The organism is Bacillus sp. F19, assembly GCA_023823795.1.
GTDB lineage: Bacteria > Bacillota > Bacilli > Bacillales > Bacillaceae > Bacillus_P.
In genome coordinates this window covers 198,176-215,740 of record CP085711.1, presented here as the reverse complement: position 1 = coordinate 215,740, position 17,565 = coordinate 198,176, and the positions used below count along the sequence as shown (strand labels likewise).

Genomic DNA, 17,565 nt, shown 5'->3' with positions numbered 1-17,565 from the left:
ATTAAGTATTGATATCATTGGCTTCTAAATTTTCTTGACTTTGTTTTTTCTTGTTTACGATTTTAACTAAATAACTGCTAATAATGAAACCGATAACCGCGAACGCAATCATTGTCAAAAATACATGTCTGTAACCTTCCATTCCTGGTGATCGATCTAACATACTTCCATATAGAGTAAATGCAAACATAGAAGGAGCATATCCTACTAGACAGGCTATTGAAACTGCTGCTCCACTGATTTCTCGCGGGATTCCTACTTCTTCAATAGGAGCGAAGAAGACAGCCCTTTGAGAAAAGATGATCGCACCGTAAGCAAGAGTAAAGGTTACGCCCACATATACATTAAGTGTTTGATGCGGCAGGAGAATAAATATAATCATCCCTATAATCGATGCTGCAAACGCCACTCTCAAATATTTAGATGAAGATTTAAACTTTTTATCTGCCAGGAATCCGCCTATCGGTCCGCCTAACATTTTCAAACCATATTGGTTAATAATCCCATATACTCCAACTAAAGCAACAGGAATTCCATAGATTTCTTTTAAGAATGGAATAAAGTACGTTAAGCCGATGTAGACGGAGTATACTGAAAAAATAGTAAATGCAACTACCCATATTTCTGGCATTTTTATTGCTTTTAAAGCACCTTCCAATGCGACCTTATTTTTGTTGATTTTATTGCCTTCCTCATCAACCGTTTTAATTTCATCATCTTCAAGAAGAAAATATAATATAATCGCAATAACAATCATTGTTATAGAAAAGAAGATGATTGCACCTCTTAACCCTGCAGCTCCTTCTCCCAGCCATTTAAAGATTCCAAGAGCAGTAAATGCGATTACCGTATCTACGATTCCTCTTCCTGCTTCTAGGATTCCAAACATTCTTCCCTGTTCATCCGAATCTCCCAGTAATCTTACAGATTTGATTAATACTGGCCAAAAAGCAATTTCTGCGAATAAAGCAAAAAGTCCCCAAATGACTAAGATTTCGTAATAACTTGGGAATGTTGTCAAGTAAAATCCCGTTAATCCAATCCCGATTAAAGATACCGGCATTAATTTCTTCTTGGAAAACCTGTCAGCTACATACATAGATATGATGTAGCCAAAGGTTTGGATAAAAGCGTAAACAGTCAGTGTAAAACCGATTTGTGTGTGTGTTAAATGAAAATAATCCATCATTGGGATATAGAAAGCATCTTTTAACCAAGGCAGCTTAAAAACCGTTCCTCCACCGAGTATTAGTACAGCAAGGGTAAACCATTTCTTCGTGTTGCTATTTCGATTTTTCAATTTAAACCCCTCCTTATTAAATTGTCAAAAGATAAGATGAAAGTGCTTTCATAAATCGTTTAAAAAAACTTTTTCACCCCCTAATAAATAGATAGAAGATATTAAGCAACTTAGCAGCTGCCCAATTACTTAACAGATGCAATAACTTCGATTTCAATTAAAGCGTCCTTTGGTAAACGTGCGACCTCTACTGCACTCCTTGCAGGATAATTTTTTGTAAAGTAGGTTTGATACACTTCGTTTACTGTCGAAAAAGTATTCATATCTTTTATAAAGACGAGTGTTTTCACTACATGATCTAAATCACTTCCAGCAGCTTCTAGAATTGCTTTTACATTTTCCAATGATTGTTTCGTTTGTTCTTCAATTGTTTCAGGTATTTTATTTGTTTCTAGATGAATCGGGAGTTGTCCAGATACAAAAAGAAAGTTTCCCATTTTTACAGCTTGAGAATAAGGACCAATTGCACTTGGGGCATTTTTTGTTGAAATCGTGCAGTACATAGTATATAACCTCCTGTTAATAAAAAATTATTATGATGATATTTTTTATTCATGATACAATATAATTATCATAACATCAACTAAAAATTCAGAAAATTGTTGAATTTTGAAGAATCGTTGTTAAACTAAAGAAAAAAATGGAAAAAGGTGTGATTTAATGATGAAAAATATGGAAAAACTAAAAAAGTATGTTCCTATGGTGCATTTTATTGCTGATATATTAGGGGAAAATTGTGAGGTTGTTTTGCACGATGTAACAACCCCTGACAATTCAGTTATTGAAATCGTAAACGGACATATTAGCGGAAGAAAGATTAATAGTCCAATAACCGATCTTGCTTTGAAAATATTAAAAGAAAAAAGCTATCAAGATAGAAATTACATCTGCAATTATAAAAGCAGCTCAAAAACGAATAATACCTTCCGCTCTTCCAGTTATTTCATAAAAGATGAAAATAATGAAATTATCGGAATGATTTGTGTTAATATTGATATCACTGATTTTATAAAAGCGCGAGACATTTTGGATAATGTTATCATGATTGATCATCAAAAAAATGATCATGTTGAGCAATCAAATTCTGCTTTTCACCCAAATCTTCTTGAGAATTTTGAAGAAAATATTGAAGAGCTTCTACGATCTCTCATTAAAGGGGTTTTATCTGAGTATGATATTCCACCTGAACGGATGTCTCCACAAGAAAAAATAGATGTGGTAAAAAAACTGAATGAAAGAGGAGCTTTTTTACTTAAAGGCGGGGTATGTGAGGTTGCAAAATATTTAGATGCATCAGAAGCTACTATTTATAGATATTTAAATAAAATAAAGTAATCAATATTCCTAGTTCACCCAATTATTAAATAAAAATTAGAAGGAAGATTACGAAGGGGATTTACTTACCGCATATTGTATTTCTTGCAATTACTATCGAACAATTAAAGAATATAAGCAAACCATTAGTAGAAGATCTCGCAAAGATTTGCGAATGTGGAACGGATAATATTACATTGGAACTACCAAACTCTACATTTGTATTTAATGGAGAAGAAACAGAGGCCTTTCCTCCTATTGAGGTTAAATGGTTCGAGCGTGGACAGGAAATTCGTGATCAATTTGCTCAAACACTTACTGCATATATAATGAATTTTGATCTTCCTGAAGTAGAGGTTGTATTTACGGTTTTCTCCGAATCAACCTATTATAATAACCGAAAGTCATGCTGTTTTAGACTAAAATCAATAGCGTTTTTTAGCCCCATATCCACGTAGATATCTTTAATCTCATTAATTAATCCTTTCCAATATGGAATGCCAGGTGGATATGATAAGGGTTCTGGTGCGGAAATAATTTGATAAGAAAATAGAACCTATATTACCTGCTGAATTGTGAGTTATGATGCCATTCCAAACAACTTATGTATGAATTCTACTTCATTTTGGGCAAGTTCACCCATTGGTGAACTTGCCCTTTTTTCATAATATGCATGGCCTCTATGACACTTATTATCCAAGAGGCTGACAATCGATAAATAAGTATAGAATGGATGCTTTCTTCGTGACCGTGGGAAGATGAAATGGCAAGGGTCCTTCATGCCCGGAATACATAAAAATGCTGAAGGATGCTGGCCAAGAGTAAAAACTGCTAAACCTCAACTGGACGAAACACAAATTGAAGACTTTGAACGACTTTTATCCGAAATCCTAGTGGGAAAACACTACTATATGGAAAGATGGATTTTTTACTTCAAGATTCGGATTGATTACTAAATTTGATCCCTACGAAAAGAAATTCTTCATTCAAGATGAATTGGATTCGGAACTTACTCTCAACTTTTTTCATATTGTTTACGTCAAGAACAATAGTAATTAGCCTATGTGAAAACCTATAACTTTCCATAAAGAAAAAATACTCTGGAGAATATCTCATCCCCAGAGTATTTTTACACTAAATAACATTATTTTTCCTAGCCTCTAGGTCATTACCGTTTTCTTCAGCTAAAGGAAGGTACTTAGCAATTAATTCAATTGCATAAAGACTGAGTGCATCTGTGATAGGTTGAGAAACTTTGCAAGTATAAGCTTCTATAGCATGTGTTAATGCATCCATTCCTATAGCAGCAGAATAGATTTAGGCAGCGTTACACTGGTCATCAATTTCACTATCTCGCTAACCAGCCACCGTCAACAACTAGTATGTGACCATTCATATAATCTGAAGCACGGCTAGATAAGAAAACAACAGCTCCCAATAAATCAAATGGATTACCCCATTTCGCTGCTGGAATTCTAGAGAGAATTTCTTTATTACGAGATTCATCTTGACGAATAGGTTCTGTGTTCGATGTGGCAATGTATCCTGGCGCAATTGCATTAGTTTGAATATTATGTTCCGCTAATTCATTCGCAAAGGCCTTGGTTAATCCAGCTACACCATGTTTACTCGCCGTGTAAGGGGGCACAAATTTCCCACCTTGAAACGTCAGCATAGAGGCAATGTTAATTATCTTTCCGCCACCTTGCTCTTTCATGATTTTCGCGATTCTTTGACTTAAATAATATACAGCATTTAAGTTAAGATCCATGACAGCGTTCCAATCCTCATCTTGGTATTCTAGCAAAGGAGCGCGACGAATCGTTCCAGCATTATTAACGAGTATATCTACCCTCCCATATACATCCATACAATGCTTCACAACAACATCAATATTTTCTTTTTTACTTAAGTCCGTTTGGTGGAATTCTACTTTACAACCCTCATATTCTATTAATCTCTTTGTTTCTTCCCATTCGTGTTTATGTGTTACGATAAAAAGATCGGCACCAGCTTTTGCTAGTGCAACTGCAAATCCTTGACCGAGTCCTGTCCCTCCACCAGTTACAATGGCTACTTTACCATCTAATTTAAATAAGTCTAACGAAAACTCTGTTAAGTCCATACTTTAACTCCTCCTAAATTAGGATCGGATTTCATTTTTTTAATCAAACTTATTCTCGTTTAAGGGAGAGTATCATTTAACGGATGTCATCCATTTTCACCAGGTCCATATCGGTGTATGTTTTGTTTTCACCAGCCATTCCCCAGATGAACGCATAGTTACTAGTGGCACTTCCACAATGAATCGACCATGGTGGAGAAATCACAGCCTGTTCATTTTTCATCACAATATGACGTGTTTGATCTGGCTCTCCCATGAAGTGGAACATTCTTGATTCTTTATCAAGATCAATATATAAGTACACTTCCATACGACGGTCATGAACATGTGTCGGCATCGAGTTCCAAACACTCCCCTCACTCAGTTGCGTTAGACCCATTACCACTTGACAGCTTTGAATACCTTCGTGATGAATCATACGACGGATGACTCTCTCATTGGCATTTTTTCTCGTACCTAACTCATCTCCATGGTTTTCTTTAAAGGATGCTTTTTGAACTGGATATTCTTTGTGTGCTGGAGCAGATATTATGTAAAATTTCGCGACCTGATCCTCTGAATCACTGGAGAAAACCAATTCCTTTTTCCCAAGGCCGATATACAAGCAATCTTTTTTTTCAAGAACGTATTCTTCTCCATCTACCTTGATAGAACCTCTTCCACCCACATTTATTATTCCAACTTCACGTCTTTCCAGGAAATAAGTAGCCTTAATCTCATCATTTCCCTTTAAATAAAGTGCTTCAGTAGAAGGTGTGATTCCACCAATAATCACGCGATCTTCCATTGAATAAGTTAGCTTAATTTCACCTGAGATGAATAAATCTTCGACGAGGAAGTGTTTTCGAAGCTCCTCTGTATTAAAAGTTCTTGCATGTTCTGGATGAACCGAATAACGTCTTTCCATTATTTGTATCCTCCTTTTTTGATAAATATTAATGGTCCTATAAATTTTCCCTAGCTCAGTCCTAGAATAGGTTCTATTTTAATAACCACTGATTATTCAACAGTAAATCTATCTCCTCCGGCATATTACGTTATTCCTTCTCCGCTGTGTCTCGTTCTATTAAATATTTGAAAGGAAAACCACATGAGTACAAAAGCGAGTACACTAAAACTCAAGAAAGGAATTAAACCAGGTATCATCTTCACCAAAAGGTAAAATAGTCCGCAGCTTGATAACATTGCGATTGCATGGAATGGGTTTCCTAACGTAAGCAGAAAACATGTTTTAAACATTTGGATAATTGACAATTGAAAATGGACAAACACAGGTGCCCAAAGTAACCACATGAAGATGTAAATATTCGACAGAATAACTATACTGAAAAATAATAAATCAAAGATCACTCCATCTAACCCCTTGAATAGCCTTAGATAAAAAAATAGAATAAACCCTACTGTTACCATGCTCCAACCTGAAAAATTCGCATGGGAAAAATCATTAAAATAATACTTTTTAAAGGTATAAAAAATGGGGATATCTCGTTCGCCTTGAATCCATTTTCTACTAATAGCAAACATGGCTGCAGTCGCAGGAAAAATACCAAATATACCCAAACCAATTAAAATGAACAAAAGCCAGCAGACCTGTAGAATAAATAACTTTGAAATCCAGTTCATTATTATATAAAGACCACCTAAAACTTTCTGTTCTTCCATAAAATGTTCCTCCGCGTTTTATCTAATAGAGAGGAGGCAAACAAAGATAATGTTGCCTCCTTCTAAGCTATTACTCTTTCAATTTCACTTCTATCACAGGCCTAAATTCTTTGTTAGAGTTTTCAAAAGTACCATAAAATACGAAGGACTCTCCTCCTCTTGTCTCAGTTCCAGATAAACGGAAAGACAATTCCTTATCATTTTGTTGAATAGCCTCATTTACTTGTTGTGTTATATCAATTTCATGTATTCCCTGTTTCGGAATAAGCTGGGCAATGGTAGTACCCATAGATTCCGGTTTATTGCTCCATGTTAACGTGCTTTCGTCCCATTGATCACTATTTAATAGCATTATTTGTTGATTTGGCGAATTCTGTCCGACAATCGTCATGTAAAGTTTTAATTTTATCGATAGTATACGATCTTTTTTTGCTTCTAATTGACTAATATTAAACTTTACGAATGATTCTCTAACATAACCTGGGCTATCTAGCTTCGATTCCATTTTACTGTCTGAACCAAAGTTGATACTGGCAAATCCCCCGTCACGGACAAAAGCATCATCACTTGAATCGATATTGATTTTACCATCTTCATCGATGATCTCGATCGGAACATGCGTAATTGGGGTTGCTTTCCCTGTGTCTTCGCCTATATTTTTTATCGTGACATTATCTATATAGACTTCTGACTTGTTGCGCACTTCAAACCCTGACCGTCCAGGTGTGGTTTTTAACTCAGGAATCTCGCCATCAAACAAGGTAATTCCATCCACGACTAATTTGTAATGGCTACCAGTATATTTAAGCTTAATTTTATGCTCAATCCCATATTTGAGCGGGATACCAGGCATATTCAATATTCCTGTATGACCTTGTGCATCCCAGTATCTCCATCCATCAGATTCAGAATCGTATCCGATTCGGGTATAACTTTCAGGGGAGGTGTACCGGATAATGACACCCGACATACTCTTATTTTTTGGCGAGAGGGTAAAATCAACCTCCCCATCTGCAATATCATTTGTATTGGCATCTAATGCAACGGTCTGATATCGGTCTGTCTTCACCAGCATTTTATTATTTTCTGGTTCAATATCTCCATTTCCATATGCAACAGTCCACTCTTTGAGATCTCCATCGTTAAAGTCTTGATCAGGTACTGTTTCCTTAGGCAGTTCTACAGAACCTTTATCTACTGTGAAGTCATCTAAGACAAAATCATGCATTCCTGTTACATTCTTTAATATCCTGAAAACATAGTCACCTTCAGGTCCTGTCGTAAATGTTTTATGATAATAAAATTTTGAGTAATCTAATTTATCTTCAAATAAGTCTTTGGCTTCTTTGCCAAAACCGCTTGTAACAGCGATACTATAAGATTTGTCCGTCTTTAGCCAATATGGGAATGAGACCGTATACGTTGTATTTGGTTCAAGCTTTACATTGATTGGCAATGTTCGAACCGCTTCACTTGTCTCAGGATTCGCATTTGTCTCACGGAATTTAAACGAATACTTTCCATTGATCGTATCCGATGTGAAGCCTGTGTGCGTCTCAGATAGATGCGCTCTATTCACATACTTCACAGGTACGAATGGACCCCATCCTTCTTCATTACTTTCGAAGTCCTCAAAGAAATAGTGTTCTCCTTTAGCCGTCCTGTCAATTTCGATTATTCTGATATTATCAAAGCTGGCTGATGCACTATTGGAATCACCTACTGCATTAGCCTTTAAATAAAGGTAAGCAGAACCATGACCTTTTGGAACTGTGAACTCGACTTTTAATCGTTGCAGCTTTGTTTTCGCAGAATACATTAACGTATTATAGTACCCATTCGGAATATCTGATTTTTCCATTACATTATAAACTTCTTTATCACCGTAATCTTTTACACCAATAGTCGCCGTTCTTCCATTTTCCACTTCAGCCCAAACGGATGCCTGATATGTTTTCCCTCCTTTTAACCCTTTTATTTTTTGTTCCAATACTGCACCCTCTCCATTATTCCCCTTCACTTCAAGATAAGCATCTCCGGCTGCGTTTGTCTTGATTTGTACATGGTCTTTCTTATCATTTGTTGAAGTCACTTTCCAATTATCGAATGTTCTACTGTCAAACCCTGGGTCTTTAACAAGGCCACCTTCGCCAAAATTAGTTTTTTCTAAAGACCGAATAGGGTCATTAGATTTTTCTTTATAAAGAACATATGGTGTATTCTTTTGCGCAACAATTGTTACCTTTTGGTCTTTTACATCAATCTTAGTCACTGACCTTTTACCCGTATCTGTTAATTGATACAGCGTAACCTTTTTCTCTTTCTTCCAGCTCTCAGGAAGTTCCCATGTCGTTGTTCCACCTTCCGAATTCCAATGGTAAATTTTATTTTCTTCCTCTGGGCTCCAAGGGATGAAAATTTGTGTGAACTGAGGTATGGTTTCCTTATTCAAAGTTAAGGCACCCTTATTGTCTTTAAAGCGCTTAAATTGTTTTTGGTACTTTGCAATCAGTTTGCCGTCTTTCTTTAATTCAACAATCGGATTTATCATTTGATATTCTTTTGTTTCTTCTGGTTGACCTTTATCAACGACCGTTGCCTGTAGTCCTTCATTAAAGAGAACTTCTTGATTTTCGGTCCACTTCTCAATCTCATGATGCTGCATATATTTAAAAATTAAGTTATTTGTATAGAACATAGCTATTTGTTCATTTATTGTTTGTCCTGTTACCCCTTGGTCCTCATTCTTGTCATCCCCATATCCCATTGATCCTGCATGTCTAGATTCCAATAGCATAGGATCGTAGAAATACGAATCTGTTACATGATTTTTTATAAACCGAGTAACTTTACTAGTTTGTTTCGGAACATGATACCAAATACTGTATCGCTCAAGGGCGCCGCCAAACTCACTTCCCATAAACAGTCCATTGTCCATGACCTCTTTTGCCAGTTTCCATTGGGAGTATCCTACACCATCGTAGACGTCCCAATAAATCCATTTTAAGTTTGGAACATTATCTTTCAATTCTTTTACTCTTGCGGCAAAACCAGTTGGTCCTGAATCAAGAGCATCGTTATAACGATTAATTTTCTTAGAGAGATCAAGTGAATTCCAACCATCCACCGGACGTGCTAAGTCATATGAAAAATACTTCGCTTCCGGATATATTTCAGTGTGATTTAAATGGACACCAACATAAGTATTGTACTTTTCAGCGACATTTACTAAAGTATTAAAATCTTTTAATCCACCTGCTTTAGGGTTAATATTAACCCCATAATCTGGGTGGTTAGAGTCATGTCCTTCCGCTTGGTGCCCTTTATATTGAAGCAATTGACCGAAGCCATCTGTGTATAGATATTGCTTTTTGACCATATCTAATGTTCTTGTAAATGGCCATTGTGCAAGACTTGCACGAGTATAGGCAATATGAGGGATTGTATTTCTGATTACATCGGCTCCTTTAGGCTTTTCCATAATATCTCTGTATCCAATGGCTCCATCTTGCCAAGAAACATCTCCATCTTTATTTTGATCTGCTGTAATGACGATCCGGGAATAGGGAAGTTCTATCTTTTCTTCCTTATCATTGTGGACTTCACGATACGTCCACGGATAATTCCAAACCCCAAGTTCCTTATAGTTGTCCTTTTGTAAAACTTGATAGTAATATCGCTTCTCATATATATTTGAAGCCTCTTTGTTATCTTCCGGAAGCAAGTCAAATGCATTGTTATAAATGGAAGCCGATAGTTCTGATGTATTTAAAATGATATATGTTTTTGGAACAGGTGATGGATCTGGATTATAATCTTTCAAATCAAAAAACTTTTCATCTGTTCCATTCCATGACTTTATGTCAACAGTAGCCGCCTTCGCTTCTTCTTGGTTGCTGCGAATCGATAATAGACGGTGGTTAGGAATCTCTATAGTCTCTACTTTGAAGGACCCTTTTTCTTTTATTTTTTGTGCTTTTATTTCTAATACATTATTTTTTACTTGGACGATCATATTTATTTCGACTTTTAATGGTTCAAAATAGAGCGTATACTCTGCTTGGTTTTTCTTTTTCCTTACTTTTACTTCAGGGTCATATTCTTCCCCATTTATTTTTACAGTCGATAATTTCTCACTTTGACCATAAAGCTTCGCTCCATTTGCTAGCCATTCATATTCTATGACCCTCGGAAACTCCGAATCCAATGTTACTTTTAAATCCTTTGATGATATTGAAAAGAAGCTGGAGTTCTCAACTGCACTTACCTTATTTGGAAAAGAAAGATCCATCGAAAATATACACTGTAAGAAAAGTAAATTGATTATTAATACCAAAACAGGAATTTTTATTTTTTTCAAATCTATCACCCTCTTTAAAGTATTGATCTTACCAATATAAATTCCAATCTTTTGAAAGACGTACTAATGCTTCAAAATAGAAATAGTCGCCCCAAATGCAGCACTCATCAACGCCAAGGTTTCCACCTTTGTGATACACAGCATGTAATAAAATCCCGTTTGATTGTTTATCCTTTGTTGTATACCGATCCATTAATGAACTCATAATTCCTAATGCAGAATTTTCATAAACCCTTTTATTATCATCTGATAATGGCAAATATTTAGATAATTCAAGCAGGCCGCATGCTGCAATTGCCGCTGCAGAACTATCCCGCTCTTCTGTTCCTTCTGTAAAAATTAGATCCCAATAACAAACAAGGTCATCTGGTAAACGATTTAAAAAATAGTTGGTATTTTTTTTTGCCGTTTCGATTAAACGCCAATCCTTGGTATAATGATAGCTTAGCGGGAAGCCGTACATAGCCCATGCCTGTCCTCTCGACCAACAAGATTCGTCAGAATAACCTTGTTTCGTATCTCCTTTTAATGGTTTTCCAGTCTCAGGGCACATATAAAAGGTATGGTACGTAGAGGCGTCATCACGAACGATATAATTTGCCGCTTTTTGAATATGACTATATGCCGCATCGTAATATTTTGGGTTGCCTGTTTCTTCAAATGCCCAATAAAGTAAAGGGAGGTTCATATTGCAATCAATAATGATCCTTCCTCGTTGTTTCGGGTCATTTAAATCACCCCAAGCTTGAATAATCCCCGCCTCATCATAATATCGGGTCATAAGTAAATCAGCGGCATCTAGTGCTATTTGTTTTGCCTCTTTGTTCCCAGTGAGTTTATAAGCACTTACAACAGATAAGGTATATAAAAAGCCAACATCATGATGATTCAAATGGATTTTTTTATCGAGTCTCTCTCTGAAACTCTCAAGTTGGATCTCTGCAACATCACGATATTTATTGTCTCCTGTCACCTCATAAGCCAACCACAGCATTCCAGTCCAAAAGCTTCCCGTCCAATCAATGTTTTCAATTGCCCGGTAGTTCAAATGTTCACTAGATGATGAAGGGAATTTGTGTGTGAATGTAGAAAGATTTTCATCAATCTTTTTTAAGACATATCGAATTGCTTCTTCAACTTGTTTTTGGGATAAATTTGATTGCCTTTCTAAAAGCCCTTTATTTTGAATCCCTTCATCCTGGATTTTTTTAAATAAGGATTCATTCATAAGTTGTGACATAAACCCAGCTCCTTTTTTCCAATTTTATATACAAGATCATCCTCTGCATTATGAATGTAGAAATGATCATTTGTTTCTATAAATTTCGGTGGTCTCACCCAATAATGATCGAAAAGGGCATTATCTGGATTGGCTAGGACAGCCATAGAAAGTGTTGCTTCACCACTTGTTATATTACCTGTCAGTGTCGGTATTAAAGTTATTCGTGGATCTATTAAATTAGCATTAGGCTGGCCATGTTTTTCGATAGGCTTCCGATCTCCATATAGACTCAAAACTCCGCTAGCACCAAGTTGTGTATTTACATATAAGCTATTCTTATCTTTAAAAATTTCAATTTCATCATTAGGTATGGCGAAACCGCCTTCCATTGAGTTCAGAATCCGTCTGGTGGAAATATGATGAACCCGGACATGCCAATGAGAGACCGGAATTAACCAAGTGCTTATCCAAACATCACGCCAAGGTTTCCACACTGAAAATAACACATCTTCGTATATTTCAGCTTTTTCGCATTTTCTTCTCATCCTATAATTGTCATCGTTTTCACTGAGTAAAAGCATTGAATCAAGTGCTGTATTCGTTATTCCATAAGCACCTTTGGAAATGTTGAAACCATAAACATTGGAATACGCAAATTTCGAATATTTCTCTGCAGAATGATGAGGTTCAAAATCGGCATATTGCCCAGAGGTTAAGGCAAATACGTGTTTATGCTTTGAATCACGGCAAATGATCATACCAGGATGCTTTTGTACGGACTTTTCATTTAAATCAGGCATCTTCTCCTCTTGTGAAGTCCAAAAAGGATGATCATCGGGAAGAGCTAATATTAAAAAAATTTTAAAAGCCCAATAGGGAGATCCTGGGGCATTGTAGTTTTCCGCCATGGCTAAATTCGGGTATCCGTAACCAATGGATAACAATCCATCTCTAGTAAATATCGGGCGTTCGAACCACCAACGCAAATTTCTCAATATCATTCCTTTCAACATACCCCAATTGAATTCTTCAATTTCTGCAAATGCAAGTGCACTCCAAAAAGCACCTTGCGCAAACCTGTATGTCATACTTCTGCCAAATGGAAATGTTGAACCATCTTCTGAAAACCAATATATAAAATCCTTTGAAAATTGTAACGCTCTTTCTTTAAAAAGCAGTGTCCTTTGAGGATCGCTTTTTTCCATGAACTTTGCATAGATCAAGCTGTAAAAATGGATCGCAAACGGAACATAAAAATCTTTTTGCTCCGTTAGGCCATCAGAATACCACCCGTCACCCAAATAAAACTCTTCAATGTTTTCGAGGCTTTTTTCCATCACATTTTGGTCAAATGGAAATCCAGATTCTTTTAAACTTAAATTAATAACAACTTTAAAGAAGTTCCAATTGTTATTAACGACTTTTACTTGATTGGCTTTATATAACCATCGATAAATATTTTGTTTATCCCCTTCGGAAAGCTCCTTCAACTCTTTTTTTGAAAGATAGGCTAATGCCAATGCAATAATGGGCATCTCCGCTACACGCTGATCATAATCTTTTGGGTCCCCCCAATATTCGCAATGATTTGGATCCGTTCCATTGGCAATCCCTCTTAGTATCCCACTTAGGGAATTAGGGGGCTCCCCACCGCCTGCAAGATAGGGAACGATTCCCAACAATGGTCTTATAAAAGCTTCCATACCTGCTATTTCCCTTGAATGGACTGCTCCAGTTTCGCCTAAATGAATGCGGGTATGACCGCTTGAATAATGCTTTTCAAAAGGTTTGATAAGGGTCAAAAGAATTCTTTGTACATCTTGTTTTGTTTTTAAAGGGTTGGAATGAAGCTCTTGTAAAGCATTTGTCATTTTGTATCCCTTTCTATGAAACAGAGATGCCTCAAAAGAACTGACCCTTTCGGGAATCCCTGTTTCAGGCATCTTATTAGATTGATTTTAAACTGATGAAAAGTAGACATATAATACTACACACAAGGATGTGGTGATTCTCTACATATTTTTCTTATATTTGTTATAAGCGTCTTGATTGGCATCTATATATTTCTCGACTCCTAGTTTTTTTAACTTTTCCACAAAGCCTTTATGATCTACTTTTTCTTTTCCCAGCACCCATTTTTGCATGGTTTCTTCAATATAGGTTGTAAGTTGGGCACCACTGTCAGCAACAATTTTTTCTTCCTCATTATTAAAATTCAAAACTGGGAAAGCTTCTCTCATGTATTTACCTTTTTCATATAGCTCGACACCCTTAACTCCTTCCTCATGCAAAAACTGTTTTTCGTATTCAGAATCATGATGATAGACGAATGAGTGCTGAACACCATATTCCCTTAGGGATTCAGGGATACTTTCACTATTCAATATTTCCTCTTTTAAGACCGGTTTTCCATCCTTGAGGTCATATGTGACACCTTCAATACCATAATTCATGATTTTTCTTCCTTCATCTGTAAAGAGGAAATCAAGATATTTTATGGCTATAGCTGGGTCTTCTGTTTTAAAACCAATAGCAATCCCTTCGGTTGTTAATGGGCTGCGAGATGTTGGCTCTACCCGTTCCCCTTTTGGATTTTCTGGAGGTGCCATCGTCACAAAATGAAAACCAGGAATCTTTTCAGGTAATTTACCATTAAACGCAGACGTACTCGGGAACCAATCGCGTGTGGATCCACCGATGTTATTACCCAGCATATAGTCCCTTGCAGCACTTCCACGCGTAAAAATCTCAGGGTCTAGCAATCCTTCTTTATACCATTTAGCTAAGTTTTCCATTGCTTCTCCGAATTCCTTTTCCATTGGACCAAACCGAACTTTATCATCATCTATATACAACCCTTCACTTGCTCCCCATAAAGTCACAAGCTGATTAAATGCAAAGTTTTCCCTCATAAAAAATGGTATTTCATCTTTTTTCCCATTGCCATTCGGGTCTTTTTCTTTAAATGCTTTAAGAACTTTATAATAGTCCTCAACGGTTTCAGGCATCTTTAAACCCAGTTTATCTAACCAATCCTGACGGATAAAATATCCTTCTGCCGTACCTTCACTATAGATAAATGGAATCATATAAATCTTCCCATCCGATGCAGCAAGTGTTTTAAGCTCTGGATATTTTTTAAAATACTTTTGAATATTTGGCGCGTGATCTTTTATAAGGCCATCAAGAGGTAAAAAAGCGCCTTCAACTGAATATTTGTTAATGTCATCTTTTGACCCATACACTAGATTTGGAATTTCCCCAGATGCAATCATTAAGTTAAAAGCTTCCTGACTGTTCGTTGATGTTTTAGAACTAACCCCTTTTAATGACACATTAGTTAATTCGCTAATTTTTTTGAACGCTGCCCAATCATCATTAAAAACGTATTTCCCATCCAAATAATTGTAGTGAATCGTTAACTCGGATGGTTTCTTGGACACTAAATATGGCTTATTTGGGTCAACTTTTTCCTCTGTTGTTTCGTTCTTTTTTTCATTTGATGCCATCATGTTACAACCCGTCATCAGCAATGAAGTAAGTAAGATTGGAATAATAAATTTTCTCCCTTTCATGTTCTACCCCCACTCAATTATTTGAAGATTGCTTATTGGCAACCAAACTCCATTTTTCAAGAAATGATTTTCACTCTTTAATGCCGCCTATCATGGTTCCTTTAACAAAATACTTTTGAAGGAAGGGATAGACAGCAACAATTGGTATGACGGAAATGACAATTGTTGCATAAATAATTGTTTCAGTAGAAAATTTCGTAGATAAATCCACGCCTGTCATAAACTCTTCTTTTACACTTAACTCGACTATCATTTTTTTCAACAATACTTGCAAAGGCATAAGATCATCATTTTTTAAGAGTATCATTGCCCAAAAATACCCGTTCCATCTACTAACGGCATAGTATAAACCTACAGTAATGAGGGCAGGTTTGGATAAAGGTAAAAATATCTTCCATAAAATTTGTAAGTCGTTTGCTCCGTCTACTTTCGCGGACTCTTCAAGAGAATCGGGAATAGACTGGAAAAATGTTCTTAAAATAAACACCAAGAAAGCCGAAATCCCAAAACCGACAATGATTCCAGTCCGAGAATCTAAAAGGCCTAATTCCCGGAAGTTTAGATAAGTTGGGATAATCCCGGCATTGAACCACATGGTAAACGCTACGAAAAAAGCAATAAAAGCTTTTCCAGAGAGCCTTTTTTTAGATAGCGGGTAAGCACCGCAAGTAGTAAGCACTAGGTTCACAAAGGTACCTACCAAAGTATAAAAAATGGTGTTCCCGTATGCTTTCCAAATTCCTGGCTCACTTAAAACCCTGACATAGGATTCAAAATTTATATCTTTTGGGAACAACAAGACCTTTCCTGTTCTAACAGCATCTCCTGAACTAATGGAAGCAGATAAAACATAAATGAAAGGATACAAGCAGGCAACTGCTAGGATTCCCAGGATTAAATAAATGAAAATTGAGCTTATTCGACCCAAAATATTGATATTTTTCAATAGCTTAACACCTACCATAACCCATTGTTTGTGATTCTTCTGCTCATTGTGTTCGCAAAAACGACTAAAATGAGGCCTACCACAGAATTAAACAATCCCGCTGCAGCTGCAACTTCATATTGACCTTCCATTAATCCAGCTCGATAGACATATGTGTTAATGACATCGGCCGTTTCATAGGTAGAAGGTTGGTAAAGTAAGATGATCGCCTCATAGCCGACCTCCAAAAAATTGCCGATATTAATAATGAACAAGATAACAATTGTTGGAATTATACTTGGAATCGTAACATGAATCATTTGCTGCCATCTGTTTGCCCCATCCATTTTTGCTGCTTCATATAATGCCGGATTAATACCAGCAATCGCCGCAAGATAGATAATGGCATTAAAACCAACATCTTTCCAAATTTGAACGGAAGAAATATAAATGGTTCTAAAATATTCAGGTTCAGATAGAAAATACTTGCTCTTGCCCCCAATCATTTCAATGAAATGATTTATGATACCACTAGTTGGGGATAAGAAGTTGGTCACAATTCCTGCAATGACTACAACTGATATAAAATGAGGTAAATACGTAATCGTTTGAACAGATCGTTTAAACAACTCATTTTTCACTTCGTTTAATGTGAGCGCTAGAATAATAGGTGCAGGAAAAGCAAAAAGTAAACTGTATAAACTGATTAGTACTGTGTTTCTTAATGTTCTAATGAAATATTCAGATCCAAAGAATCGTCCAAAGTTTTCAAATCCTACCCACGGACTCTCATTTATACCTTTGAACAAGCTATAATCTTTAAAGGCAATCTGCAATCCCAATATCGGTTTATACGCAAATACTAAAAACCATAAAATAAATGGGATCAATAATAAGTAGAGATATTTATCTCTTGCAATCTTCCTTCTAACTAAATACCATTTACTTGCTGTTTTCTCCATTTGAAAATTAAGAATTATTTTTCTAGTTGTAGACAATGGACTTTTCAAAAATGTCCCCCCCCCCTCCTTGTAAATAACTGTTTTGTAATCGCTTTCTGTCCCTACCTTACATTAGAATAT

13 protein-coding genes and 1 pseudogene are annotated in these 17,565 nt (G+C 36.2%); 2 read left to right on the top strand and 12 right to left on the bottom strand.

All coding sequences use genetic code 11. From position 1 onward, the window contains the following. Window position 1: 1 nt before the first annotated feature. Together LIT25_26830 and LIT25_26825 are read right to left on the bottom strand one after the other, a co-directional pair. Window positions 2-1,300 carry an MFS transporter gene (locus LIT25_26830; protein ID USK36737.1) on the bottom strand — a complete coding sequence of 433 codons (1,299 nt, stop codon included), beginning with the start codon at window positions 1,298-1,300 and terminating at the stop codon, window positions 2-4. Window positions 1,301-1,425: 125 nt separating this feature from the next. Then, a complete protein-coding gene (locus LIT25_26825; protein ID USK36736.1) occupies window positions 1,426-1,803 on the bottom strand; it encodes a RidA family protein in 378 nt (125 codons plus the stop codon). A gap of 160 nt (window positions 1,804-1,963) precedes the next feature. Between LIT25_26825 and LIT25_26820 the strand changes: the two genes are divergently transcribed. Both LIT25_26820 and LIT25_26815 read left to right on the top strand, forming a co-directional pair. After that, entirely contained in the window at window positions 1,964-2,635 is a 672-nt protein-coding gene (locus LIT25_26820; protein USK36777.1) for a PAS domain-containing protein, read from the top strand. A gap of 59 nt (window positions 2,636-2,694) precedes the next feature. Beyond that, window positions 2,695-3,072 (top strand): DUF1904 domain-containing protein, encoded by a 378-nt coding sequence (locus LIT25_26815; protein USK36776.1) that lies wholly within the window; start codon window positions 2,695-2,697, stop codon window positions 3,070-3,072. Between the two features lie 691 nt (window positions 3,073-3,763). On the opposite strand, the pseudogene LIT25_26810 reads toward LIT25_26815, so the two are convergent. From LIT25_26810 to LIT25_26765, 10 genes and pseudogenes are all read right to left on the bottom strand, one after another. Next, window positions 3,764-3,925 (bottom strand): annotated as a pseudogene (locus LIT25_26810) (iron-containing alcohol dehydrogenase). Between the two features lie 37 nt (window positions 3,926-3,962). Next, window positions 3,963-4,739 carry a 2-dehydro-3-deoxy-D-gluconate 5-dehydrogenase KduD gene (gene kduD / locus LIT25_26805; protein USK36735.1) on the bottom strand — a complete coding sequence of 259 codons (777 nt, stop codon included), beginning with the start codon at window positions 4,737-4,739 and terminating at the stop codon, window positions 3,963-3,965. A 76-nt stretch (window positions 4,740-4,815) separates the two neighbouring features. After that, window positions 4,816-5,646, bottom strand: coding sequence for a 5-dehydro-4-deoxy-D-glucuronate isomerase (gene kduI / locus LIT25_26800; GenBank protein USK36734.1), 831 nt, complete (start codon window positions 5,644-5,646; stop codon window positions 4,816-4,818). Window positions 5,647-5,771: 125 nt separating this feature from the next. Continuing rightward, window positions 5,772-6,401, bottom strand: a complete 630-nt coding sequence (locus tag LIT25_26795) for a DUF624 domain-containing protein (GenBank protein ID USK36733.1) — start codon at window positions 6,399-6,401, stop codon at window positions 5,772-5,774. A 70-nt stretch (window positions 6,402-6,471) separates the two neighbouring features. Then, window positions 6,472-10,761: an endo-alpha-N-acetylgalactosaminidase family protein gene (locus tag LIT25_26790; protein ID USK36732.1), complete on the bottom strand. Its 4,290-nt coding sequence runs from the start codon at window positions 10,759-10,761 to the stop codon at window positions 6,472-6,474. A 28-nt stretch (window positions 10,762-10,789) separates the two neighbouring features. Then, window positions 10,790-12,001 (bottom strand): glycoside hydrolase family 88 protein, encoded by a 1,212-nt coding sequence (locus LIT25_26785; protein USK36731.1) that lies wholly within the window; start codon window positions 11,999-12,001, stop codon window positions 10,790-10,792. Further along, the gene (locus tag LIT25_26780; protein USK36730.1) at window positions 11,986-13,854 is read right to left on the bottom strand and encodes a DUF2264 domain-containing protein; all 1,869 of its coding nucleotides are present in this window, start codon (window positions 13,852-13,854) and stop codon (window positions 11,986-11,988) included. Before LIT25_26780 ends, LIT25_26785 begins: the two co-directional genes overlap by 16 nt. 141 nt (window positions 13,855-13,995) lie before the next feature. Continuing rightward, window positions 13,996-15,558: an extracellular solute-binding protein gene (locus tag LIT25_26775; protein USK36729.1), complete on the bottom strand. Its 1,563-nt coding sequence runs from the start codon at window positions 15,556-15,558 to the stop codon at window positions 13,996-13,998. Between the two features lie 70 nt (window positions 15,559-15,628). Continuing rightward, entirely contained in the window at window positions 15,629-16,504 is an 876-nt protein-coding gene (locus LIT25_26770; GenBank protein USK36728.1) for a carbohydrate ABC transporter permease, read from the bottom strand. Between the two features lie 11 nt (window positions 16,505-16,515). Then, window positions 16,516-17,445 (bottom strand): ABC transporter permease subunit, encoded by a 930-nt coding sequence (locus LIT25_26765; GenBank protein ID USK36775.1) that lies wholly within the window; start codon window positions 17,443-17,445, stop codon window positions 16,516-16,518. Between the last annotated feature and the right edge of the window lie 120 nt (window positions 17,446-17,565).